The sequence below is a fragment of the Aliivibrio fischeri genome (assembly GCF_009727955.1).
GTDB lineage: Bacteria > Pseudomonadota > Gammaproteobacteria > Enterobacterales > Vibrionaceae > Aliivibrio > Aliivibrio fischeri_A.
In genome coordinates this window covers 127,713-153,262 of record NZ_WOBR01000008.1, presented here as the reverse complement: position 1 = coordinate 153,262, position 25,550 = coordinate 127,713, and the positions used below count along the sequence as shown (strand labels likewise).

The window sequence follows — 25,550 nt, the reverse complement described above, 5'->3', positions numbered from 1 at the left end:
CTGATTACGTCCTTTATTAGAGATTAAAGCGATTAATTAGGCATTAGCAAAAGAATAAGTACGATAACCACCAATTAGGTTCCGAGCTTTAAATCCATTGTTTACTAGCTGACGATAGGCAACATTTCCACGTAGTCCAACTTGGCAATAAATGATGATCTCTTTGTCTTTAGGTAGTTCATTCAATCGTTGGCGAAGTTGATCTACTGGAATATTTATTGCCCCTTTAATATAACCAACATTGATTAACTCAGCAGGATTTCTTACATCAAGTAAGATTTGATTTTCATTAAGATGCTCTACTTCATCAAAATGAATCGCTTTGGTATCTCCTTTAATAAGGTTATTTGCTACAAAAGCGGCTTGGTTTATTACATCTTTCGCACTACCAAATGGCGGAGCATAAGTGAGTTCTAAATGCTCAAGTTGATCAACTGTCATTCCTGCTCGTTGAGCAACAGCCATAACATCAATTCGTTTATCGATGCCATCTTTACCAACGGCTTGAGCGCCTAAAATCTTTCTCGTTTCTGGCGAAAATAACAGTTTAAATGAAACGATTTCAGCGCCAGGATAGTAGCTTGCGTGACTTGCCGTATGGACAAATACTTTTTCGTAGCTAATGCCCTCGCGTTTTAATGTTTTTTCATTTTTACCTGTAGAAGCAATGGCTAAATTGAATACTTTGCAAATAGCGGTGCCTTGAGTTCCTTGGTAACTCTCATTTCGACCGAGCATATTATCAGTAGCCATACGGCCTTGACGGTTTGCTGGGCCAGCAAGTGGAACTAAAGTTTGGTTACCAGTAACAAAATCTTTTTCTTCAATGGCATCACCAACGGCATAGATAAATGGGTCGCTGGTTTGTAGTTGATCATTAGTATAAATACCACCTAATTCGCCAAGCTGTAATCCTGCCTCATTTGCTAGTTTGGTTTCAGGCTTAACACCAATAGCCATGATTAATAGGTTGGTGTCTAGAACTTCACCTGTACTCAAAGAAAGTGTTAATCCAGTTTCATTTTCAACGACTTCTTGAAGTGCTGATCCTAATCGAAGATCTATGCCTTTATCTTTTATTTCTTTATGAACAAAGCTTGCCATTTCGCGATCAACTGGAGTCATAACTTGATCTGCTAGCTCTAATAGCGTTGTCTTGATACCGAGTTGATGGAAAGCTTCCATCATTTCTAACCCAATAAAGCCGCCACCAACAACCGTTGCATGTTGTGGTTTATTGTCTTTAATTGAAGCGATAATACGATCCATATCTGGAACATTACGTAGAGAAAATGTCAGTGAGTTATTAATACCAGGGATAGGGGGGACAATGGGACCTGCGCCTGGACTTAGTAGAAGAAAATCATAACTTTCTTGGTACTCAGTATTATCGACTAAGTTTTTAATTGTAATTGTTTTTTCACTACGGTTAATGCTTATTACTTCGTTCATTACACGCACATCAACATTAAAACGAGCTAAAAAACTATCAGGAGTTTGTAGTAGTAAATTATCGCGATCTTTGATGTCACCCCCAATATGATATGGCAACCCACAGTTAGCAAAAGAGACAAAAGGCCCACGTTCTAGCATGATAATTTGTGCATCTTCACTTAAACGACGTGCTCTTGCTGCTGCAGAAGCACCACCAGCAACGCCACCAATAATTACAATTTTGGTCATTCCGATTTACCTCATAATGAAAAATCAGAGCAATTTATGCTCAATTATTTTTTACTATAGTTATTTAAATTAGCTTTGTCTAATATTTGTTTTGTTAAATTTTAACTTGCTAAATAAGTATTGACTAATTTAGCTAATAACCGTAACCTAAATTACATGTTCAAAAAACAAGCTAACAGGTATTGATAAATGACGATTCCATGGCTCTCTTTATTTGGCGGTATGCTTCTTGGTGTATCTGCTACGCTGCTTCTTTTGTTAAATGGAAAAATTGCTGGGATAAGTGGTGTATTAACAGGATTAATGACACCGAAAAAAAAGGATTACGCGTGGCGATGGTTGTTTGTTCTCGGCATGATTTCAGGTGGTGCTGCAGGTGTTTATTTCTTTGGCGCACATGTTCCTACTGAATATACAATAAGCACACCATTGTTAATTATTGCTGGTTTACTTGTAGGTATTGGTACTCGTCTTGGTAATGGTTGTACTAGTGGGCATGGAATTTGTGGGATTGGACGATTGTCTGTTCGCTCAATCGTCGCTACTTGTGTATTTATGCTAGTCGCTGGAATAACTGTTTTTGTTCGATTACACATACTTTAGGGAGAGTGATTATGAATAATGTCATGTTTCGAGTTATTGCGTTGATCTCTGGTGGGCTGTTCGGCATTGGAATGACACTATCTGGAATGGCTGACCCTGAAAAAGTGATTGGATTTTTGGATGTTTCAGGAGTATGGGATCCGAGTTTAATGTTTGTAATGGGAGGGGCATTGTTGGTATTTATGCTTGCTTACTTCTTATTTATTAAACCAAAAACAAAGCCATTGAATGCGGAAGAGTTTTGTTTGTCCACGAATAAACATATTGATAGTAAATTGATTTCAGGTGCAGCTATCTTTGGTTTTGGGTGGGGGCTTGCTGGAATTTGTCCAGGGCCTGTCGTTTCAAGTATTGCTTTAGGAAATAGTGATGTATTTATATTCCTATTTGCCATGATGTTTGGATTAGCAATGACCAATGTTTTAGTTAAAAAATAAATATTCATCCGTTTTCTTAGAGGCTAACCAAGTGGTTGGCCTTTTTTATTTCTATCTCATCGCAGTACGTATATTGATATTATTTGATAAAGATATTAATAGTGTTTTAGGTTTTTTATATCAATATTATTTTTGTTGATTTAAAAGTAATAGGTTGAGATTTATTGATCTATTTATACTCTATTTATGTTGTATTCATATAATTCGTAAAATATTAATGAAAATTATCTAGCTGTTCATTTATTTTTGTTGGCGGTTAATGGAATTATTAGGCCATTTTTAGTGCGTTTCATATTAGTTAGTTATCTTTATATTCATATGGTTACGAGATTTTCTCATTCGTTGAATAGTGGTTGGATCCTAAGATTCCATTTTTGAAATAGGAATATCATATAAATGAGAAGAAGTGTTATCTATAATCCCTGCTTCTTTAAAAGAAGAGCCTTAAAATACAGTAAACCTTATTATTTTTGAGACCTTTATTCTTTTACATTTATATCAATTCATACAAATGAGTATCTTATGGTCGGGATCTGTTTTCAAATTAATGACTGGACTCTAGTTATTGAGGAAAATAAGTTATATCGCCAAGATAGGGAAGTGTCGGTTGAACCACGTTTAATTAATTTACTTCGCTTTTTAGCACAGCATTCAGGTGAAGTCTTTTGTCGAGATGAGTTAATTAAACATGTATGGGATGGTGCGTTTGTTACCGATCAAGTGGTAACACAATCAATATTTGAACTGCGAAAAGTATTGCGTGATGGTCGTTTAGATAACACTCGTTATTTAGTTACGGTACCAAAACGTGGGTATAAGTTGGTTGCAGAAACCAAGCAAATAAGATTAGAAGATACACCTTATTGGAAACCTTGCGATACATTTACCTCAACAGAAGCTGATGAAAATCAGAATCATAATGTTGAATTGAACACCGCAGAGCAAGAAAAAGAACAAGATGAGACTGCACAACTCTCTTTTCCAGCAGGCCCATTAACTCGTGCTGTAACTAATATTTCTAATCAAGTATCAAACGAAAAGAAAAAGCAGGGTGAGAGTTTTAGCTTTTTACATCGTTGGAAGCTATTAGCGTTCGACTTTTTTCTCGTTGGCGTATTAATTGCGGTTATTTTTTCAGTTACTTATCAGCAAACAACCACTCATATAACTAAGGCTGTTGATACTGATTTAATTGAATTTACCTATCACGCAAGCCGTAACTCGAATAATGAAACCGAATATTTGGCTGATGGCATTAGTCAAAAACTGATGGCAGATTTAGCAAGTGTTGGCCATTACCGAGTTCAGTTAAATAAAACCGCATTTACTACCGGCATTTTGCCCGGAAAAGCGGTGAATGTACGAGTAGAAGAACAGCAAAATAAAACGTATTTAGATGTAGAGTATCGCAGTAATATTTCAAATCGAGTGCTGTTTAGTCGTCAATATTTAATGACCAATGCCAACTTAGCGCATGTGTTACGCCAATCATCTCAAGATTTAATGCGTACTTTAGGCGTTAAAGCGTCAGAGCAAGAGATGAATAGGCTAATGCTTGGTTTACCAAAGGAGCATGGTCTATTAGAAATGTTGGTTCGAGCTAATCACTTTATTAATCAAACAGATCAAAAAAACTTTGAAAAAGGGATCGATCTGTTAGAGAACATTGCATTAGCAGAACCGAATAATGATTATGTACTTTCAGAGTTATACATTGCTTATAACGCATATTCAGCGCTTAACCCTGAATTAGAGTTGGATGAAAATACCGCTAAAATTGAAAAGTTAAGTCAGGATCTTCAAGCTAGATACGCTTTATCGGATGTCGATGTATTGCCTTCTCGTATCTATGAAGCATTAGCTATGATAGCGATTAAGCAAGATAACAAAGAGGATGCAAGAGCTTATCTTAACTTAGCATTTAAGAATAGAGAGTCAGCATTCTCTTATATATTAGAAGGGAAACTTGCTGAGTTAGATGGCGACTTAGATCAAGCAGGGGAGTCATACAGCAAGGCTTTCTTTATGGATACGTCACTTGAAACGTATATGCTCGCTGAAAATCTTGCATTTTACAGTGACTTAGAAACCGTTGCTTATTTTATGTATCGAGCTGTTAATCCAAGTGAAGTTCGCTTGATGGGGTAATCGTGATTAACGATTCATGCAGTATATTGGTGTAATAAAAAAGCCCGTCGAATTTAGTTCGACGGGCTTTTTTTAACTAATTGTGGATTAAATTAGTGTTGTTTTTTCTTTGGGTGCCACGCACCTTTTAAATCATCAAGTTCAGGGAACTTAGTTCTGTCAAATTCAGGTGTTTTTCCTGCTTTAAGTTGAACTTCGTAATCTTTGATAACTTTGATTGCTAGTTTAGATAGTAGAACTAGAGCAACAATGTTGATTAAAGCCATCATACCCATAGAAGCATCTGCAAGGTTCCATACTACTGGCAGAGACGCTACTGAACCGAACATAACCATTGCTAGTACACACATACGGAAACCAAACAAGCCTTTCTTAGAATTGCCATTCAAGAACATTACGTTTGTTTCAGCGTAGCTGTAGTTTGCAATGATAGAAGTAAAACAGAACAGAAGAATAGCTAGCGCCATAAAGTAGCTTGTCCAACCGCCTAACTCGTTAGTTAGTGCTTGTTGAAGTAGGCTGATACCCGTAGCTGCATCTGGTTGATCCATTACGCCAGAAAGCATAATCATCGCTGCAGAAGCAGTACAGATAACTAACGTATCTACAAACACACCTAACATTTGCACAAAACCTTGTGATGCTGGGTGGTTAGGGTTTGGCGTAGCACTTGCTGCGATGTTAGCAGCAGAACCCATACCCGCTTCGTTTGAGAACAAACCACGAGCAATACCTGATTGCATAGCTTGTGCGATAGTATATGCCACACCACCCACAGCCGCTTCTTGCCAGCCAAATGCACTTTTAACGATAAGAGCCAGTACTGCTGGTACTTCAGTGATATTCATTACTACGATGATAAGTGCAATTGCTAGGTAACCAATCGCCATAACAGGAACGATTTTCGATGATGCGTTAGCAACACGACGTAAACCACCCATGATAAAGAAACCAGAGATAACAACAATCACGATACCCATAATGGTTTTATCAAAACCAAATGAGTGGTTAAGAGCGTCAGTGATAGTGTTTGCTTGAACAGCGTTGAATACTAAACCAAAAGCGATGATTAAGAAGATAGAGAAAAGCGTACCCATCCAGCGTTGGCCTAAACCTTTTTCCATGTAATAAGCTGGACCACCACGGTATTGACCATCAACATCTTTTACTTTGTAAACTTGCGCCAGTGTTGATTCGATGAAAGCTGTTGCCATACCAAATAGAGCAATTAACCACATCCAAAAGATAGCACCAGGGCCACCGACGGTTAATGCAACTGCAACACCTGCCATGTTACCCGTTCCCACGCGGGCTGCCATAGAGGTGCAGAATACTTGGTAAGAGCTGATGCCATTTTCGATTTCTTGGCCGCTACGTAAGATTTTGATTGAGTGTCCTAGTTGGCGAATTTGAATAAAACCAAGACGCAGAGTGAAGTAGACACCCACACCAACTAATAAATAAACAAGGACTTGCCCCCAAAGAAGCCCATTGATACTACCAATAACCGAAAGCAAGGCTTCGTTCATCGATTCAATAAGCGTTGAATCTGTGTTTGTCATGAAATTTCCTTATTATTAATCGTTAATTTATTTTTCTTAAATAATGGATAACGAGCGCCATCCTTTAAGAAATATAAGTAACTTTGTTATAAAGTTGTATAAAATATCGTTTGCTAAGGATTTGCGGCGATTAATATAGTTCAGCGAAGTTTGATTAGTCAATAATAATGAAACAATATGTCGTACTTTTTTTACGTATAAGCATAAAGATTTACAAAATAATCGTTGCGCTTTTTCTTTCAGTGCTCATTCGGAACTTAAGAGTCAAAATTGGTTTTATATTCTTATAATGATGAGATAAACCTCACTATAATCCTGTCGAAAATTCCCTTCTTGATAAATTTATATTTTTTATAAAAACCACCATAAATATAAAAATGAAATATTAACCACTTGAATTTAAGTGTATTTTTAATTATGGGTAAAAAAATAAAGGTCAATAGGATTATGTTTTTATCATTATTTTATTGATAATTTTATCCTGATTTTTTTTCGCTTTGTTGGGCGTAGTCTTCTCCTCAGAATTTGAGCGAGATGTTGTTTATCTACCCCAGCAGAGTTTGCATGACCTGCTTCAAATAATATCTCGCTTCCTTAAAGAAAAAATTTCGTATAACGGGTAAAAAATTGCCCATTCGATGATCCTTGGAGATGTTATGGAATCGAATACAAAAAAAATTGGCTTAATAGCCTGTACGGGTGTTGTTGCCGGCAACATGATGGGGAGTGGTATTGCACTATTACCTTCTTCATTAGCAGCGGTTGGTTCAGTATCTATTTTTAGTTGGATTATCTGTTTGGTTGGTGCGTTAAGTTTGGCGTTTGTTTTTGCCCGCTTAGCAACGAAAAACCCTCAAGAAGGTGGTCCAATCGCTTATGCTGGTGAAGTGTCTCCTGTATTTGGCTTCCAAACTGGTGTTCTTTACTACCACGCAAACTGGATTGGTAACTTAGCTATCGCTATTACTGGTGTATCTTACTTATCTGTATTCTTCCCTGCGTTGAATGACCCTATCCCTGCAGCTGCCGCGACGATTGCATCAGTATGGTTATTTACCCTAGTTAACTTACTAGGTGGTAGTTGGGTAAGTCGCCTATGTACATTAGGCTTAGGTCTTATTCTTATTCCTGTTGTTGGTACTGCTGTTGTTGGTTGGGGCCATTTTGACCCAGCGTTATATAACCAAAACTGGAATGTATCTTCAGGTACAAGTTCTCACGCTATTATTAGTGCTGTACTTATCTGTCTATGGTCATTTGTTGGTGTTGAATCAGCCGCTGTATCATCAGGTATGGTAAAAAATCCAAAACGTACTGTTCCTCTAGCAACAATGTTAGGTACAGCGATTGCCGGTGTGATTTACATTCTATCAACTCAAGTAATCAGCGGTATGTTCCCAGCAGCAGAAGTTGCTGCATCCGGTGCGCCATTTGCGCTAGCAACCACTGAAATCTTCGGTAGTTGGTCAGCACCATTTGTTGCAGCATTCACAGCGTTAGCGTGTTTCACATCTCTAGGTTCTTGGATGATGTTGGTAGGTGAGGCGGGTAAACGTGCGGCTCACGATGGTAACTTCCCTAAAATCTACGGCGAAACAGATAAAAATGGTGTAGCGAAAAAAGGTCTAATCTTAGCTTCACTTAAAATGACAGCACTAATGGTTGCACTAACTGTATTCAGTTCTCAATCAGCTCACACTGCTGACTTATTTAATCAGTTAACGACTGATGCCGTACTACTAACAATGCTTCCTTACTTCTACTCAAGCATTAACCTAATTCGTTTCGAAGGTATGACAACACGCAGCGGCTTCACCATGTTCTTCTCTGGTATTGCTTGTGTGTTCTGCATGATTGCACTGGCTGGTGCAGAGGGTGCAACACTAACTGCAACCTTTATCGTGTCACTTGTCATCCTTATGTTCTACGCAAAAAAAATGGGTCTGAAACAATCAGAGCAACATGTAACTGCAGAAGCAGTAGCCCATTAATGTCACTCGATAGCGTAAACACTTAACGCTACCAACTTAGTAAGTTTTACCCCTAGCGGCGCTCCACTACCTCACCATCAAAATGATGGGGAGCGCCTCTCTTCGTCTTGGAGATATAAAATGAATATTTTTGCTATCCTAAATCACTCAGGTGTTTTCTTTAAAGAAGAGCCAGTTCGCGAATTGCATGCTTCTTTAGAAAAAGCAGGCTATAAAGTGGTTTACCCAGTAGATGCACAAGATCTATATAAAATGATTGAAATGAACCCACGTATTTGTGGTGTGTTATTTGACTGGGATAAATACTCACTAGACCTATGTACTGAAATTAATACACTGAATGAAAAATTGCCGCTATATGCATTTGCAAACCAACATTCAACATTAGATATTTCATTAACTGATTTACGTCTAAACCTACATTTCTTCGAATATGCGTTAGATATGGCTGACGATATCGCTCTGAAAATTAATCAAGCGACAGAAGAATACAAAGACCAAATAATGCCTCCTTTTACTAAGGCATTATTTAAATACGTAGAAGAAGGCAAATATACCTTCTGTACTCCAGGTCACATGGGCGGTACGGCTTTCCAAAAAAGTCCTGCGGGCAGTATCTTTTATGATTTCTACGGTCCAAACGCATTTAAAGCAGACGTATCAATCTCAATGCCTGAACTGGGTTCATTACTTGATCACTCAGGTCCTCATAAAGAAGCTGAAGAGTACATCGCTCGTACCTTTAATGCAGACAGCTCTTACATCGTAACCAACGGTACTTCTACATCAAACAAAATTGTAGGTATGTACTCAGCACCAGCAGGAAGCACAGTACTTGTTGACCGTAACTGTCACAAATCACTCACTCACATGATGATGATGAGTGATGTAACACCTATCTATTTCCGTCCAACGCGTAATGCTTACGGTATTTTAGGTGGCATTCCACAAAGCGAATTCACTCGTGAAGTAATTGAGCAAAAAGTAGCAGCAACACCAAACGCAACAATGCCGGGTTATGCAGTTATTACTAACTCAACTTACGATGGTCTGTTGTACAACACTCAATACATCAAAGAAACGCTAGATACTAAATACATTCACTTTGATAGTGCTTGGGTTCCTTACACTAACTTCAACAAAATTTATGAAGGCAAGTGTGGTATGAGTGGCGAAGCAATGCAGGGTAAAGTGTTCTATGAAACACAATCAACTCATAAATTACTGGCTGCGTTCTCTCAAGCATCAATGATCCACGTAAAAGGTGAATTTGATAAAGAGTCATTTAACGAAGCCTTCATGATGCACACATCAACATCACCTCAATACGGTATTGTTGCATCAACTGAAACCGCTGCAGCAATGATGCGTGGTAATACAGGTAAGAAACTGATCCAAGACTCAATTGATCGTGCGATTCGTTTCCGTAAAGAGATCAAACGTCTACAAGGCGAAAGTGATAGCTGGTTCTTTGATGTATGGCAACCAGAAAACATCGATACAACGGAATGTTGGAAACTGGATCCAAAAGATTCATGGCACGGCTTCAAGGACATCGATGATGATCACATGTACCTTGATCCAATCAAAGTAACGCTATTAACTCCAGGAATGAACGAAAATAGCGAAATGAGCGAGACAGGTATTCCTGCATCAATCGTTGCTAAATACTTAGATGAGCGCGGTATTGTAGTAGAGAAAACAGGTCCATATAACCTATTGTTCCTATTCTCTATCGGTATTGATAAATCAAAAGCAATGCAACTGCTACGCGCATTAACTGACTTTAAACGTGGCTTCGATCTTAACTTAACAGTGAAAAACTTCCTTCCTTCACTGTACAACGAAGATCCAAGTTTCTATGAAGGCATGCGAGTACAAGAACTGGCACAAGGCATTCACGATTTAACTCGTAAATACCGTTTACCAGAACTGATGTTCAAAGCGTTCGATGTTCTTCCTGAACTAAAAGTAACACCACATGCAGCATGGCAAGAAGAGCTTCGCGGTAACGTAGAAGAAGTGCCTCTAGCTGATTTGGTTGACCGTGTAAGTGCGAATATGATCCTACCTTACCCACCGGGTGTGCCTCTAGTACTTCCAGGTGAAATGGTAACGGCTGAATCTCGTCCAGTGCTAGATTTCTTAGAAATGCTATGTGCTATTGGCGCTCACTACCCAGGTTTTGAGACTGATATTCACGGTGTATATGCTCAAAAAGATGGCAGTTACACTGTGAAAGTTCTAAAACAAAATTAAGCCCTAGGGTTTTGAAGGAATATCGTTTATTTTAGGGCACGGAAGCCCTTACTCTATTTAAAATTATGGTGATGTTATGAAACGTATTCTTTCCATTCAGTCTCATGTGGTATTTGGTTGTGCAGGCAACAGTGCTGCGGTTTTTCCAATGCGAAGAATGGGAATGGAAGTATGGCCTATTAATACGGTACAGTTTTCAAATCACACACAATATCAACAAGGTTGGAAAGGCATCGCAATGCCAGCCGGCCACATTTCAGAATTAGTTGATGGTTTATCAGCAATTGAAGCGACTCAAGTTTGTGATGCGGTGTTAAGTGGTTACTTAGGATCAGCAGCGCAAGGGCAAGAGATTGTTACTGCGGTAAACAAAATCAAACAAGATAATCCAAACGCAATTTACTTCTGTGATCCGGTAATGGGTCATCCAGAAAAAGGCTGTATCGTTGCCCCAGAAGTAGAAACCTTCTTTAAAGAATTAGCCTTAAGTTCAGCGGATATTATCGCGCCTAATTTATTAGAACTAGAAAGCTTAACAGGCATGACAATTAACACCTTAGAGCAAGTGATTGAAGCAAATAATCAATTACTTGAGAAGGGCGTTAAAATGGTAGTGGTTAAACATTTAAGCCGTGCTGGTATTCAAAAAGATCGTTTTGAAATGTTATTAACGACTGAAGATGGAAGCTACCACGTTTCTCGTCCTTTATATGATTTTGATGCAAAGCGTCAACCAGTAGGCGCAGGTGACTTAATCAGTGGTGTAATGCTAGCGAATTTATTGTCAGGTTATACACCTGTTGAAGCATTTGAACGTACTAATGCTGCAGTTGATTCTGTAATGCAAGAAACGTTTAATCGTGGCGCGTATGAACTGCAACTTATCGCATCACAAGAGCGTTTTAATGCTCCTGAAATTATCGTAAAAGCAGAAAAAGTTGCGTAATTAACTCGATATAAAAATCGCAAATAAAATAGAAAAGCCCATGATGTGCAATATGCATATCATGGGCTTTTTGTGTATTTTTAGTTTAAAAAACGAATTTATAAAATTGATCTGAAATAAGGAATTGGTTGCTAATAATTTAACAAAATATACACATATAAAAGCCGAGTGTAATTTATCACTATGAAAAGTAAGGCTATTTAATGTTGCATTTTTGAGGTATCGATTAAAGCGATGATTCTCATGATATTTCTTCCTTGGAAAGCCTCTTTTTTTCATTTTATCGTGTGCGCATATTCGTATTGCAGGAGATAATAATGAAAAAAATAGGATTAGTAGTTGGTTTAGGCGTCGTTGCTTATCTTGGAACGGTTTACATTGTTGATTCATCAGATGAAGCGCTTAGCCAAAGAAAATTGGCTCAAGCACAGATTAAAGATGACCCTATCTCTTCTGCTGCGTTTAAAGTATTAACAGAGAATGGTTGTGGTTACTGCCATACTGAAAATAGCGAAATGCCTTTTTATGCTAACTTTCCAATCGCTAAACAGATCATGAAAAAAGATGTGGAAAGTGGATTACGTCATTTCCAATTTGATGATGTATTAAATAGTTTTCAAGTTGGCAATGAAATATCAGATGTTGCCTTAGCTAAAATTAGTGGTGTATTGAATGATGAATCAATGCCACCAAAAGCGTATTTGTCGATGCACTGGCGCTCAAGTTTATCTAATGAAGAAAAGCATACTCTACGCGCTTGGATAAAGCAGGAACAAAAGAATAAACACTCATTGGCTAGTAGTGAATATAAATACGAAGCGGTTCAACCGATTAATGAAAATGTAATTGTAGATGAGCAAAAAGTAGCGTTAGGTGATGCGCTATACCATGATAAACGTCTTTCTGGTGATAACACGGTCGCTTGTTCTAGTTGTCATTCATTATCAACGGGAGGGGTGGATAGATTAACCACATCAACAGGTATTAATGGCTCAAAAGGCCCAATTAATGCGCCGACGGTGTTTAACTCATCTTACAATATTCATCAATTCTGGGATGGTCGCGCGAATGATTTACAAGAACAAGCGGGTGGACCACCGATGAATCCTATCGAGATGGGGTCAACATCATGGGATCAAATTACAGGCAAACTTGAACTTGATGAAGAGATGAAAGCGATCTTTGCTAAGATTTATCCTGATGGGATCACTGGTGACAATATTACAGATGCAATTGCTGAGTTTGAGAAAACCTTGGTGACACCTAACAGTCGATTTGACCAATTCTTAAAAGGTGATGCGTTAGCGTTGAATGCGCAAGAGCAACACGGTTATGAATTATTTAAACAAAACAAATGTTCGACTTGTCATGCTGGTCAAGCAATGGGTGGACAAACGTTTGAAGTCATGGGCTTAAAAGCGGATTACTTTGGTGAGCGAGGCAATGTATCTGAAGTTGATAATGGTCGCTTTAATGTGACAAATAAAGCACATGACATGAATCGCTTTAAAGTTCCGACATTAAGAAATATTGCACTAACTGCACCGTATTTCCACGATGGTAGCGCTGAAACTTTAGATGAAGCAGTTGCATCGATGGCTCAATACCAAGTTGGTGTAACTTTATCTCAAACTGAAGTTGAAGATATTAGCGCTTATTTGAAGACCTTAACGGGTGAGTACAAAGGTGAAATGCTGAATTAATTGCTATTTCATTAAATGATAAAAGGAGATCATGCGATCTCCTTTTTTGTTATTGATGAGCTATTTCATCTAAAAAGTCCAATCGTTCTTTTTCTTCTTCTGACATTTTATAAGGCTGGTCATTCAAACTAGAGACATCAAATGAAGAGAGTGAATAGCTGTGCTCTTTGCTTATTCCATAATGTGCTTTTTCACCAGGAAAGCCTGACATTTTTTCTACTGTAATACTGCGTAACTCAAAATCACTCCCTTTCCCTTTCAATACAGAGTGGTGTGCTTTTAATTCAAATGTGACTTCACCTGTTGTAAGAGGCATTTTATTCATAAGAGAAGCAATGGGTTCACCTGTCTTTTGATATAAATTAGCTCGAATTCGATACAAACCGGATTCTTTCACATCCACTTGTAAAGGAATGACCATATCACTGCCTTGTGAGTAAGGTGCTAATGCTTGGTTAACAAAGGCAATTGGGTTAGAGAACTGAAAATCTGCAGTTAATACGTCATCCCCTTGGTCAAAAGAGATATTTGCTTTTATGCGAATTTCTTGTGGCCAATCTTGTTTAGGTGAAAATTCAGCGCTTAACTCTTGAGTATATAGGCTAGTAAGCGTTTTTTGAGTTTCAATATCAATCAGTTGGTATTCAATATGGTCAACATTAAGATCTGAATTTAAGGTAACGATAATGGGTTCAGGGTAGCTAAAACGATACTTACTTAATCCTAATGAGGCTGAGTGACTGCCATCCAATACAGGTAAGGCAATTTCAGTAAAGTGATTAGGCTCAAGGTAACTATGATTATTCGGCGTTAATGGCAAAGAGTAACTAGGGTATTGAAGCTCTTGTTCGTAGATTTTAGATAATAGTGCGAACTGTTGACTGACTTCTTCTGGTGTTGATTCTGAATCGATAGGTTCGGGCGTTATTGATTTTATTGTGCGGTTTTCTTGCTTTTGGTTGAGTGGTTTTGGCAACAAGGTGTTTGTCGATACGGATTTACTCTCCGTTTTAGATAGAGGAGAGATTCTCGCAGGGGTCGGTGTCGTTTCTTGGATAATCCAATGGTAAAACACTGCTGAACAAGTCAGCAGTGCACCAATCATAAATGCGTTTTTATTCATTATAGTAAGTCACTGACTAATTCAGACATGGTGGCATTTTCTGAATTATTGACATAACGATAGACATTTCCAGTCAACCAATAAGCCGAATCTGTGGTTTCCACCTTGATAACGCTACCATCTTGTAATGTTAGTGTTGGATTAACTGCGGTGACTTTACCTTGGTGTTTACCGCTAATTAAACCGCTATGACTGTAATCATCTCCCATTAACATTGGATAATGGAACGGCATAAATTCAGTAACTGCGTTCGTTTGAGGTTTGATTTTTCCATCAAAAGCTACATTGATAGAGCAACTATTAAAGTTACCGGCTTCACTTGCACCACATGAAGAGTGACTCGCCACTACACCATCGTCTTTACCTAATAAAAATGGACTTGTTGAACCAACATAATCACTGCCTTTACCAACAAAGCGAATTCTTGGTATACGGTTGTCAGGTAGTGCGGCTAATTGACGAGCATTAGCCACTTTTAAATCATTAAGAACCCCCGTATTTTTAGGAGATGGTACTTCCCCAAGCCATAATGACATGGCGTATTTTAGCGGTGCATTTAAATAACCACTGCCCTCAGAAATATTAATCGCAAGATCACCTAATTCAGAACCGCCACCAGCACCAGCAAAATCAAACGTCGCAATGATTTTTAAAGGTGTTAGGCCTGCATTAGTTAGCCAGTTTTCTTGGTTATCTAACAAATGGCGAGCAACCAAATCGCCAGTAGAGTGAGTGACTAAAATACAACCGTTTTTACAGGTGTTATTTTTAGATAATTCTTGAAGTTTTGGCCAGATGTAATCAGTTGATATTTTACCTGCAACTCGCTCTTGAGATGGCCAATCAATACGGTCATCGGCCTTGGCTAGCCAATAGTCTTGCCAGTAATTTTTACCATCAGCAACAACAGCGTCATGATTAGGCTTAGTTTGTAATTGTCCGGCTTGGAAGCCATGGATTAAAATTATCGGATGTTCACCAAGAGCGGCAAAGCTGCTTAGTGGGAAGGTTAGTGAAGTGAATAGCAACAATTGAGAAAGTAATTTCATAAAAGTATTTCTTTTTTTAGTAATTATGTTTATAGAGTATAAGCTCTACCTTTATTTAGCAAACTAATGAATCGATTGCGTTCTCATTTATAAAATCAAATTTATTATTATCAATAACATAGAAAAAATAATGTAACTGAATACAAACTCTGACATTTCTTCTTACAGTCCGTAATGGTAACGACAGAATGAATTGGTTAGAGTCCCCTCCGTCAAGATCACTTAACCAATTAAGAGTGGTCAGATTATTTCTTGTTTCTATAAGGAACACCTCATGAATACACATCTACAGGAACCCCCAAGTTGGTGGTTTAACTTATTAAATAAATGATGTTCTGAGGATAGTTACGTCTTCAGAGCAGAGGACGTATTATGGAATTTGTACAAAAAAATTCGACTCCAAACACTGACACTTCAGAGATGATGCACAAAGAAGCGCATATTGAAAATCTGGGGATCAGCATCAAAAATGCTTCTATTGGTTTACTTTATAAAAAGCGTGTTTTTTGGCTCGTTATTCTAGTCTTTGGAAATATTTTTTCAGGAGCAGGAATCGCCTATTTTGAAGAGATCATTACCTCTTATGTTGCACTGGTTTTCTTTTTACCCTTATTAATTGATAGTGGCGGTAATGCTGGTTCTCAATCAGCAACGTTAATGGTTCGAGCGTTGGCCACTGGCGATGTAAACCCTAATGATTGGGGACGAATGTTAGCAAGAGAAGTCTTTGTTGCTTTAGGTCTTGGTTTTAGCATGGCAATTGCGGTCTATTTTTTGGGGTTATATCGTGGTGGCTATGAAATCGCGATGGTGGTTGGTATTAGTATGATAGCCATTGTGTTGATTGGAAGTTTAGTCGGAACGGCTTTGCCTTTTGTTTTACATAAATTGAATTTGGATCCTGCTTCTGCCAGTGCCCCTATGATCACATCCATTGCTGATATCTCTGGTGTATTGATTTATTTTGCTATCGCTTCTGCAATATTAGATATTGGTTAATATAATAAAAGCCCAGAGATGTACTGCTCTGGGCTTTATTGTTTTTATTCTTTGCCTTTAATTTGAGGGTTATTTTTTATTAACTCTTTAAATTGTTCTAATAGCGCAATACTTTGTTTATTTTGCTGGCCATCTTTATGCAGATAAGCGCCAATCGTCGCTTTACCAAAGCATTTTTTCATTTTTAACGGCACAATCCCAAAGCCTTCAAAATACGTTTTCATGCCCACAGGATAAGGCAAAATTGCATCACTATTTTGCAGTAAATCAAGCGCGGTTAATAAGGAATTGGTGTTGTAAATGACTTTTTCTTGTAGATAGTGTCGTTTTTGAAATGAACTTAATTCATTGTTTTGTTGTTGCACGAGATGCGCATAGCGTTTTTTTGATGCCCCTAAATCAACTGAAGGAAAACGGGCAATATCTTCATCACTACACACTCGCTCTAAGAGTGGGTGCTCTTTTCTAACATACACTTCTTCATGACTACTAAATAAGGGATGGAAAAGGATATCTTCGTATTGAGCCAGACCTAATATTTCATGGCCGACAAAAATACTGATTTCATCACTGAGAAGTAGGTTCATTAGCTGTAAATGATCACCAACATCAATGGTGATATTACTGTGAGGGTTGGTGTCTCTAAAATCTTGAACACAGTCGCGAACAAAAAGATGCCACCAAGCATCACCGCAACCGATTTTTAATTCTGTTTGATGCCGTAATTTATTTTTTTCTAATTTATGAAGGGTATTTTCGTATAAATGCTGCATCATTTTGGCTTGCTCGTAGAGCACTTCGCCACTGGAGGTGAGGGTGATGCCTTTTGAATTGCGATAAAACAGTTTGCTTCCCAGCTTTTCCTCTAGTTTCTGCATATTATGACTTAACGTCGGTTGACTTAAGCACAAGGTATTCGCTGCTTGCGTAACATTTTGTGCTTTTGCAACTTGTATGAATTGAAGCATTAATTTAAACATAATAGCTCTTCAGACTAATCGAAAAGAGCTATTTTATGTTTCTTATCAATGCATTGCTACTTATAGCGTTTAAATCTGATAAACAACAAAGCCAAATGCAGGCACCGTCAAACTTTGCGTTAATTTAACGGAGGTTTCATGATAAATATCGGTGACTTCTTGAGCGTGCCACTCACTAGGAAGCGTCATACAAGCGGGGGCATTACTGTTGTTCATGGCAATAATAATACGTTCACCTTGATGCTCTTTTTGGTAGATAAAGCACTGTTGTTCATCGTCAACCATAAGCCAGTTTATGGCATGGGCACGTAATGCTGGGTGAGCTTTACGTAGTTTGATGAGCTGCATGATGTGATGTTTCATGTTCATATCGTGCTGACGTTCATCCCAAATCATGCATTTTCGGTTAAGCGGATCAGCACCGCCATCTAGCCCAATTTCACCACCGTAATAAACACAAGGCGTACCACTGTGAGTGAATTGGAATAAATAGGCTAACTTTGCTTTTTCTTTATTGCCGTTGCATCGGTTAATAATACGTGGTGTGTCATGGCTATCAAGTAATGAAAACGCCACTTCATTCACGTTAATTGGGTAGTTAGCATTTACGTCATTTACCGCAAATTTAAACTGATTTGCACTTAGGTTGTCATGGGCAAAAAAGCCTAACATGGCATCCGCTAATGGGTAATTCATTACGCCATCAAACTGATCGCCACCTAGCCAGTTCATAGAGTCGTGCCACACTTCACCTAAAATATATAACTCAGGTTTGATGGCTTTGAGCTCATCACGGAAGCGTCGCCAAAAACGTTGATCAACTTCGTTTGCTACATCTAAACGCCATGCATCAATATCAAAGTTTTTCACCCAGTAGCGGCCAACTTCAATTAGGTATTCAATCACTTCTGGATTTTCTGTATTGAGTTTTGGCATGTTTTGCGCAAAAGCAAAGGCACGATAATTTAATTGCTCTTTACTGTGGTACGCTTTTTTTGACTCATCAATCAGTGGAAATTGCTCGACATAAAACCAATCGATGTATTGAGAGTCTTTTCCATGTTTAATGACATCTTGCCACTGAATTGAATTAGCACCGATATGATTAAATACCGCATCTAGCATGACTTTCATACCACGTTTATGTGCTTCATCTATTAAAGTATGAACCGTTTCATCACTACCAAAAGCGGGGTCTACTTTTAAATAATCGGTGGTGTCGTATTTATGGTTCGTTTCACCTTGAGTGATAGGCGTGAAATAAATACCCGTAATACCAAGATCTTGCAGGTAATCAAGATGATCAATAACCCCTTGTAAATCACCACCAAAGAAACTGTTGGTTTTTGGATCTTCAGATCCCCAAGGAAGTACATTTTGGGGTGAGATAGACGGATCACCATTAGCAAAACGCTCTGGGAATATTTGATACCAAATGGTCTCTTTAACCCACTCAGGTGCATTAAATACATCGGTTGGGTTCATGTATGGGAAGCAATAAAAATTCAGTAATTGGCTGAGTATTGGATCAGCATCATCAGTTATTGGGGTGATGAGCTTTTCGCTTACCAGTAATTTTTCACTGTCTTTGCTTTCAAGAAGGAAAGCATAACGTGCACGATAAAAGCGTGGTTGTGCTTCACAAAACCAGTAGTCAAATAGTTCTGTTTCACACTCTTTTATCATGGGTAAGTTGGTTTCACCTGTCCAGCCGCTTGCGTCTTCTGCATTTAAATTGCCGCCACCGCCACCAAAAGTCCAATCGTATGGGTCGCCAATTCTTAGCGTCGCATTGTTCACTTCTCCTTTTGCGGTACGAATTCGCAAATGAAGCGTGTCCTTATCATATGCATAAGAATAACTAGAGTGAGATCGATGATAAATCGCTGCTTTTGTAATCATTATTAATACCGTTTAGCGTTAAGTTCGTAATGGTTAGATACGTTCTTCATAATGTTTAAGAACACGTAGCACTTCGCTGACGCTCCAAGCTTGAGCAAAACAGCCACGAGATTGGTTAGGTGAATAACCATCATAAATTTCAGCTAATTGACCAATACACCCTTCAGATAGCGCATCTTGGTTATGAGCAATGAACTGCTCGACAATGTGCATGAGTGAAGCATCATTAGGGAAGTGACGTAAAATACCCATCAGGAACTGACCAATCATAAAGCCCCAGACGGTACCTTGGTGGTAAGCCATATCACGATCATAATGAGACCCTGTATGTACCGATTTAAACTCGGGATCTTGCATCGCTAAAGAGCGTAAACCAAGCGGGGTATAAAGGTGCTGGTAGATAGTTAAAATAACCGAACGCGCTTTTTCTTCACTTAAAATAGGGAAAGGAAGACCAACAGCATAAGCTTGGTTTGGACGAATTTGTTGATTTACTTCCTCACCTTTAATCCAATCGTTTAAATAGCCTTTATCATTATAGAAAGCGTGATTAAATGTTTCTTTTACTTGCTCAGTCAGAGCCGGTAATTCTGGCATGGTTTTCCCTAACTTTTGGTTAAAGAAATGCAGAATAGATAACGCGTTATACCAAAGTGCATTGATCTCAACGGCGCAACCTTGGCGAGGTGTTGGAAGAATATCGCCATAACGAACGTCCATCCATGTCAGTTGATCCAAACCACTGCCACCGCTAATTAAGCCGTTATCTAGCATCTTGATATCGAAATCGGTGCCATTACGATAATGCTGATAAATATTCACCATGCAGTCGTAAGCTTCATCACGGATAAAATCGAGATCGTTACTGGCTTGGTAATATTCATACAGGCTCACCACAAATAAAAGGGCGGCATCAATGGTGTTGTACATAGGTTCGACACCCGCTTCTGGGAATAAGTTGGGTAAGATCCCTTTATGCTCATAACGGATGAAGGTTCTGAATATTTGTTTTGCATCTTCAAATTGGTTGGTGGATAAATTACATCCCCAAAGTGCAATCATGGTATCGCGTCCCCAATCGGCAAAGAATGGGTAGCCAGCAATAATGGATTTCGATTCGGTTGAATCGCGCATTACGACAAATTGATCACTTGCTCGAACCAATTGCTGAGCAAACGTACTCTTTAGACCTGATTGTGTAATACAGGCTTGCTGACGTTGAACTTCCTCATTGATCATGGTTTCAATAGAGCTTGGTGCTAAGTAATGTGCTCGTTCTTCTTCTGTCTCGAAGATAACAAAAAAGGATTCGTTACTCTCTGTGCCATCAAAGGTAATGGTATGCAGCGCCACTTGAGCATCACTTGCCGAACGTCCGTCTCGAGCGTCATAAGAGAAATACAATCCAGACTCATAGCTTGGTGCTGATAGGGCCGTATTTGAACCGTTATGACGGTAATGCAGTGTTTGTCCGTTACTACTCACTTTGCCTTCTTGATGAATGAAAGCTTGTTCTTTTGATAATGCCTCACCTTTCGCACAGAAGTGATATTTCGGTGTGATATCTAAAGTGAATGGGTGTTTTAACGGATTAAATACACGGTATTCAACCCCTAAGCGATTCACGCCTTGTGCCATGACGATGGTCTTTGTGATTTCAATACCATCGATACGATAGGTGTATTGAGGTAAGTAAGTCTGGCTAAAATTATCAAATAAAAGGGATGAATCAACCGTATCGTATGGGTTCACTTTTGCTTGAGAAGAGAGTGGGTGTGATGTGCCATTTGCCAGTGTCAGGCGATCATCTAAATGGCGAACAAAACAAAAACGACTATTAGGAGCCACTAGGCTTCCCATAAATAGCGCGTGATCATTTCGGCTACAAGAACCAGCAAGAGTTAATGATGAATAACCGCCTAACCCATTGGTTAGTAAGTAATTTGATTCTTCAAGGCGATTCATATCGCGAAAGTTAGCTTTAGAAAGAGAGATTTTCATGTGAAATCCTTTATGACAAAAAATACCTAATCGGCTAGCTTGTGCCTTTTTGGCCTACGATAGGCCAATAAGTTAAATAGCGATTGGTGTTAGCTTTTAATTTCGTTGTAAACGAGTAATAACTTTTGTACTTCACCTTGGGTATAAGCGAGATCTTGGCTCTGTTCATATTCCCAAAGTGGTGTGATGTGAAGGCTCTCTTTGGTTGGTGTTACCTTCATAGCGACAATGCGCTCTTGGTGCTTATCTGAAATAAAAAATAAATACGGTTGTGGTTGTTCAAGTAATGCATTGTATTGAGAGGGCGTGGTGTAAACGGCATTCACCGCTTTGACCTCTTTTGAACCATAAAAGCGTTGTGCTTCTGCTAATACTGGTAAGGCCATCTCTTCAAGTTGTTCATAGCTGCTTTCTACATGAAATGATCCACAGTCACTTGGGATCTGATCACGCAGTGCTTTAAATTGGTTTTGAATGGATTCGAGCGAAAGGGTTGCATAACTATTTTCAAACCCTTTAGCAGAAAGAAAAAGCGCCTCATTGTTTACACATTGTTTGAATTTTTCTTGTTGTTCAACAAAGGTGCTGAATTCAAACGAAGGCTTTGGCAGGTTGCTATAGGCGATAATAAACCCCGAAATAAAAATAACGATGGCAACCGCAATATGAAACATGTAGTCGTGAATGCGTTGAAGTTGTCCGCGAAAAATCAAGGTAAGCCTCCTTTTTGTTAAGGCGAAATGTGTGAAGAACCTCCCTCACTACGTCGTAATGTGACGTAAGAGGGAAGGGTTATGGGATCAATTATTTTTGGAACTCAGCCGCTTTGATTGGGTATTTAATGGACTCTTGAGTGTCACTATCAAAAAAGTGAAGTTTGGTGTTATCGATAACTAACGTGATTTTTTCATCAATCTCAACGTCTGGTTCACCCGTACCCAAAGTACCAACAAACATATTCATTGGTGCTGCATCGAAGAAAACATTGACGCTATCACCCAGATATTCACTGTTTAATGCCGTGGTTTCAAAGCAGCAATCAGGGAAGGCTTCTTCGTATTTCTTGCCTGAACGAATCGCACTAGAGCGTGCGCCCAAGCAGACAGATTTACCGTTGTAACCAGCGTTATTTAATATGCGTTGGTCTTCTTCACTTAATGTGATGGTGAAAGAGTGACAAGTGAACTGCCCACCTTCATAAACCCCTTCAATAATGTTCATTGAAGGCATGCCCATAAAGGTCGCAACGAAGCTATTTTTAGGGTTAGTAAACAACTCTTTTGGCGTACCAATTTGCTGAACTTCGCCCATCGACATTAATACAATGCGATCAGCCATTGTCATTGCTTCAACTTGGTCATGCGTTACGTAAATAGTGATCGCACCTTTATCACGATGCATACGTGAAATCTCAGTACGAGTGGTAGTACGAAGTTTGGCGTCCAAGTTACTTAACGGCTCATCCATTAGATACAATTTTGGAGTACGAACCATGGCACGACCAAGGGCGACACGTTGACGTTGACCACCTGACAGCTCTTTTGGTTTGCGTTCTAGGTATTCTGTTAAGAACAGATCTTTTGAAATATTATCAACGTGATCTTTAATCTCACTTGCCGGATAGTTACGCAGTTTTAATCCATAACCAATGTTGTCGCGAACAGACATGTGTGGGTAAAGTGCGTAGCTTTGGAATACCATCGCAATATCACGATCTTTAGAACTCACGCTATTAACGACTTTGCCATCAATGATGAATTCGCCTTCTGTAATATCTTCTAACCCTGCAATCATACGAAGCGTGGTGGACTTACCGCACCCCGATGGGCCAACAAGTACAATAAACTCACCTTCTTCAATATCGATGTTGAAGTTACTTACTGAGTAGGTATCAGAATTAGGGTATTTTTTATTGATGTTTCTTAGTGAAATCTTGCTCATTATCCTTTTACTCCACCAGACGTTAAACCGCCTACGATATAATCTTGAAATTTATAAAATACAACCACAGGAGGAATTGCAGCCAAGACCGCCCCCGCAGCAAATACGTTGTAGCTTGATTCTTTAATATTGTTGATAAGGCCCATGAGACCAACGGCCAGTGTTTTCGCTTCTGCACTCATACTTGCGATCAGGAATTTCGGCATGATGATGTCGCCAATCGGACCTAAGAAACAGAAGATAGCAATAACCATGATCATCGGTTTTACTAACGGCAGTAGAATCTCAGTGAAGATCTGCAGTTGCGTTGCGCCATCAATTTTTGCTGATTCATCCAAAGCACGAGGAATGGAATCGTAGTAGCCCTTCATCAAAATGGTGTTCATGGTTATCCCACCAGTGGTGTAGATAAGGATCATAAAAATGTAGGTATATAACGTGGCATTCTCAGAGCTGTAGATCCCAATCGAACTTGCAATGGCGTAAAGCGCGATCAAACCACTGCCTGATGGAATGATTTGAATGATCAATAGTGACATCAATGCACTTTTACGTGATTGGTAACGGTAGCGTGAATAGACAAAGCCAGACACGGTGACAATCGCAGTAGAAAGCACCATAGTAATAATCGATACTAAGAAGGTATTTCGATACCAGCTTAAGTATGGAATATCCGTAAACAGCGAAACAAAGTTTTCCGTTAAGCTGAAGTTTTCAGGAAAAAATGAGGTTGAATAGAGTGAGTTACTGACGTTAAACGCACTCATTAACGTAACCAAAATAGGGTAAATAATGACGATCACCATCGAAATTAAAAACGCATAACTAAAGAATAGCCCTAGGTTTTTTGTGATGACATGGCGATTGAACTTGGTTGCTTTTGCTTGATGATTAAGATTGATTGCCTTATCCATTACATCACTTCCTCATTTTTAAATGCGCCTGCTTTTAGCCATGAATACAGAACGACCGCACCCACAACCGTACTGGTAATCAAGGTGTAAACTGCCGCTTCGTTGTATTTCGCATCCATCATTAAACGGAAACCAAGCGATGAAATGGTATCCAATGGTTTGTAGATAGAGCCGACGGTTTGAACCGTTGCTTCACCTAGCATGTAAACAATGGTGACGTTGTTAAAGTTGAAGGTGAATTGGGTTATGAATACCGGAGCAACACTGATTAAAATCAATGGCAGGGTAATATCAAAGAAGTTAGTCCAAGCGTTACCACCATCAATGCCACTTGCTTCATAAAGATCATCAGGAATGGTTTGTAGTACGCCTGTTACTAAAATAAATACGTATGGGAATCCCAACCACGCTTGAATCAAGATAATGGTGATTTTGGCGTAGTCCGCATTTAGGAAGAACCCAATAGCAGTACTCACGTCATATTCATTGCCTGTAAAGAAAGGGATCACCATGGTGTTCATTCCACCTACTTTTGAGAAAAAGAGTTGGAAAACTAAGATGGTTAAAAACGCAGGCACCGCCCAAGGTAAAATGTAAACCGTACGGAAGAACTTCTTACCGCGAATGTGTTTATTGTTCGCTACAACAGCGAGTAGCGTACCTAAAATGATGGTTAATGCCGAAGCACAGAAGGTCCACGTCAGTGTCCAAGTTAATGTTTCCTGAAACGCTGCTGCTGTTCGTTCACTGGTAAACAGACGCTCGAAGTTGGTTAATCCTTTCCATTCAATTAAAAACGCTGGAGGTAAAATCGGGCGTTTATAGTTGGTGAAAGCTACCACTATCGACACAATTGCAGGTAGTAAGGCAAAGATGAACAGAAGAATAAATTTAGGTGCTGTAATTAAATTAGGAACGATTTCGTGCGATAAACCACGAACCTTTTCTGTAAAGGTAATCGCAAAACCAGACTCTTCTATTTGGCGCTTCACATCTTTTGCATCACGAGCAAACGCATAGTGTAGAGCTAAAAAGACCAATAGCATTAAAGCGCCAATGGTTGAACCGACCATAATAAGGAAAGAGTCGTCAACAAAGCGCTCAGCACCAATTGTGATTTTTCCATTAGGCTGCTCAACAGCTAATAGACGGAAATTAGGGAGAATAAATTGAATATAAACCAATATCTCTAAGGCCAGCATCGAGAAACCAAATACGGTTTCGCGCATACGACGCAGTAGAAGGTGTCCACTGCCTGGGATTGCCATAGAGAGCCAGAAAACAAACTGTTGACTCATGTTATAACCTA

At 39.0% G+C, this 25,550-nt stretch carries 19 protein-coding genes; 8 read left to right on the top strand and 11 right to left on the bottom strand.

Going from position 1 to position 25,550, the window contains the following annotated elements; genetic code table 11:
- Positions 1 to 36 precede the first annotated feature (36 nt).
- On the bottom strand, positions 37 to 1,683 hold the full coding sequence (locus tag GNP81_RS12480) for an FAD-dependent oxidoreductase (RefSeq protein WP_155673366.1): 1,647 nt from the start codon (positions 1,681 to 1,683) through the stop codon (positions 37 to 39).
- 189 nt (positions 1,684 to 1,872) lie between these two features.
- Here GNP81_RS12480 and GNP81_RS12475 point away from each other — a divergent pair, with 189 nt between their 5' ends.
- From GNP81_RS12475 to cadC, 3 genes are all read left to right on the top strand, one after another.
- Positions 1,873 to 2,286: a YeeE/YedE family protein gene (locus GNP81_RS12475; protein ID WP_072055147.1), complete on the top strand. Its 414-nt coding sequence runs from the start codon at positions 1,873 to 1,875 to the stop codon at positions 2,284 to 2,286.
- Positions 2,287 to 2,297: 11 nt separating this feature from the next.
- A complete protein-coding gene (locus tag GNP81_RS12470; RefSeq protein WP_155673365.1) occupies positions 2,298 to 2,723 on the top strand; it encodes a YeeE/YedE family protein in 426 nt (141 codons plus the stop codon).
- Between the two features lie 522 nt (positions 2,724 to 3,245).
- A complete protein-coding gene (gene cadC, locus GNP81_RS12465; RefSeq protein WP_155673364.1) occupies positions 3,246 to 4,871 on the top strand; it encodes a lysine decarboxylation/transport transcriptional activator CadC in 1,626 nt (541 codons plus the stop codon).
- A gap of 92 nt (positions 4,872 to 4,963) precedes the next feature.
- On the opposite strand, the gene GNP81_RS12460 is transcribed toward cadC, so the two are convergent.
- A complete protein-coding gene (locus GNP81_RS12460) occupies positions 4,964 to 6,433 on the bottom strand; it encodes an alanine/glycine:cation symporter family protein (protein ID WP_005420672.1) in 1,470 nt (489 codons plus the stop codon).
- Between the two features lie 656 nt (positions 6,434 to 7,089).
- Between GNP81_RS12460 and cadB the strand changes: the two genes are divergently transcribed.
- The 4 genes from cadB to GNP81_RS12440 all read left to right on the top strand — a co-directional run bounded on the left by cadB (position 7,090) and on the right by GNP81_RS12440 (position 13,332).
- Positions 7,090 to 8,424: a cadaverine/lysine antiporter gene (cadB, locus tag GNP81_RS12455; protein ID WP_155655338.1), complete on the top strand. Its 1,335-nt coding sequence runs from the start codon at positions 7,090 to 7,092 to the stop codon at positions 8,422 to 8,424.
- Between the two features lie 120 nt (positions 8,425 to 8,544).
- Positions 8,545 to 10,683 (top strand): lysine decarboxylase CadA, encoded by a 2,139-nt coding sequence (locus GNP81_RS12450; RefSeq protein ID WP_155673363.1) that lies wholly within the window; start codon positions 8,545 to 8,547, stop codon positions 10,681 to 10,683.
- Between the two features lie 76 nt (positions 10,684 to 10,759).
- Entirely contained in the window at positions 10,760 to 11,629 is an 870-nt protein-coding gene (gene pdxY, locus GNP81_RS12445) for a pyridoxal kinase PdxY (protein ID WP_155673362.1), read from the top strand.
- Between the two features lie 317 nt (positions 11,630 to 11,946).
- Positions 11,947 to 13,332: a cytochrome-c peroxidase gene (locus GNP81_RS12440; protein WP_155673361.1), complete on the top strand. Its 1,386-nt coding sequence runs from the start codon at positions 11,947 to 11,949 to the stop codon at positions 13,330 to 13,332.
- Between the two features lie 49 nt (positions 13,333 to 13,381).
- On the opposite strand, the gene GNP81_RS12435 is transcribed toward GNP81_RS12440, so the two are convergent.
- Both GNP81_RS12435 and GNP81_RS12430 read right to left on the bottom strand, forming a co-directional pair.
- Entirely contained in the window at positions 13,382 to 14,455 is a 1,074-nt protein-coding gene (locus GNP81_RS12435) for a hypothetical protein (protein ID WP_155673360.1), read from the bottom strand.
- Positions 14,455 to 15,504 (bottom strand): hypothetical protein, encoded by a 1,050-nt coding sequence (locus tag GNP81_RS12430; RefSeq protein ID WP_155673359.1) that lies wholly within the window; start codon positions 15,502 to 15,504, stop codon positions 14,455 to 14,457. The genes GNP81_RS12435 and GNP81_RS12430 overlap by 1 nt, the downstream gene beginning before the upstream one ends.
- Before the next feature lie 372 nt (positions 15,505 to 15,876).
- Between GNP81_RS12430 and GNP81_RS12425 the strand changes: the two genes are divergently transcribed.
- On the top strand, positions 15,877 to 16,503 hold the full coding sequence (locus GNP81_RS12425; RefSeq protein WP_155673358.1) for a magnesium transporter: 627 nt from the start codon (positions 15,877 to 15,879) through the stop codon (positions 16,501 to 16,503).
- Between the two features lie 44 nt (positions 16,504 to 16,547).
- Here the strand turns inward: GNP81_RS12425 and GNP81_RS12420 are convergent, their stop codons facing one another.
- From GNP81_RS12420 to GNP81_RS12390, 7 genes are all read right to left on the bottom strand, one after another.
- Positions 16,548 to 17,483, bottom strand: coding sequence for a LysR family transcriptional regulator (locus GNP81_RS12420; protein ID WP_155673357.1), 936 nt, complete (start codon positions 17,481 to 17,483; stop codon positions 16,548 to 16,550).
- Positions 17,484 to 17,552: 69 nt separating this feature from the next.
- Positions 17,553 to 19,385, bottom strand: a complete 1,833-nt coding sequence (locus tag GNP81_RS12415) for a glycoside hydrolase family 13 protein (RefSeq protein WP_155673356.1) — start codon at positions 19,383 to 19,385, stop codon at positions 17,553 to 17,555.
- A 33-nt stretch (positions 19,386 to 19,418) separates the two neighbouring features.
- The gene (locus tag GNP81_RS12410; protein ID WP_155673355.1) at positions 19,419 to 21,386 is read right to left on the bottom strand and encodes an amylo-alpha-1,6-glucosidase; all 1,968 of its coding nucleotides are present in this window, start codon (positions 21,384 to 21,386) and stop codon (positions 19,419 to 19,421) included.
- Positions 21,387 to 21,475: 89 nt separating this feature from the next.
- Positions 21,476 to 22,099: a hypothetical protein gene (locus GNP81_RS12405; RefSeq protein ID WP_047863475.1), complete on the bottom strand. Its 624-nt coding sequence runs from the start codon at positions 22,097 to 22,099 to the stop codon at positions 21,476 to 21,478.
- A 91-nt stretch (positions 22,100 to 22,190) separates the two neighbouring features.
- A complete protein-coding gene (locus GNP81_RS12400; protein ID WP_012533390.1) occupies positions 22,191 to 23,327 on the bottom strand; it encodes an ABC transporter ATP-binding protein in 1,137 nt (378 codons plus the stop codon).
- Entirely contained in the window at positions 23,327 to 24,241 is a 915-nt protein-coding gene (locus GNP81_RS12395; RefSeq protein ID WP_012533809.1) for a sugar ABC transporter permease, read from the bottom strand. Before GNP81_RS12395 ends, GNP81_RS12400 begins: the two co-directional genes overlap by 1 nt.
- Positions 24,241 to 25,539 carry a carbohydrate ABC transporter permease gene (locus GNP81_RS12390; RefSeq protein WP_155673354.1) on the bottom strand — a complete coding sequence of 433 codons (1,299 nt, stop codon included), beginning with the start codon at positions 25,537 to 25,539 and terminating at the stop codon, positions 24,241 to 24,243. The genes GNP81_RS12395 and GNP81_RS12390 overlap by 1 nt, the downstream gene beginning before the upstream one ends.
- Positions 25,540 to 25,550 lie beyond the last annotated feature (11 nt).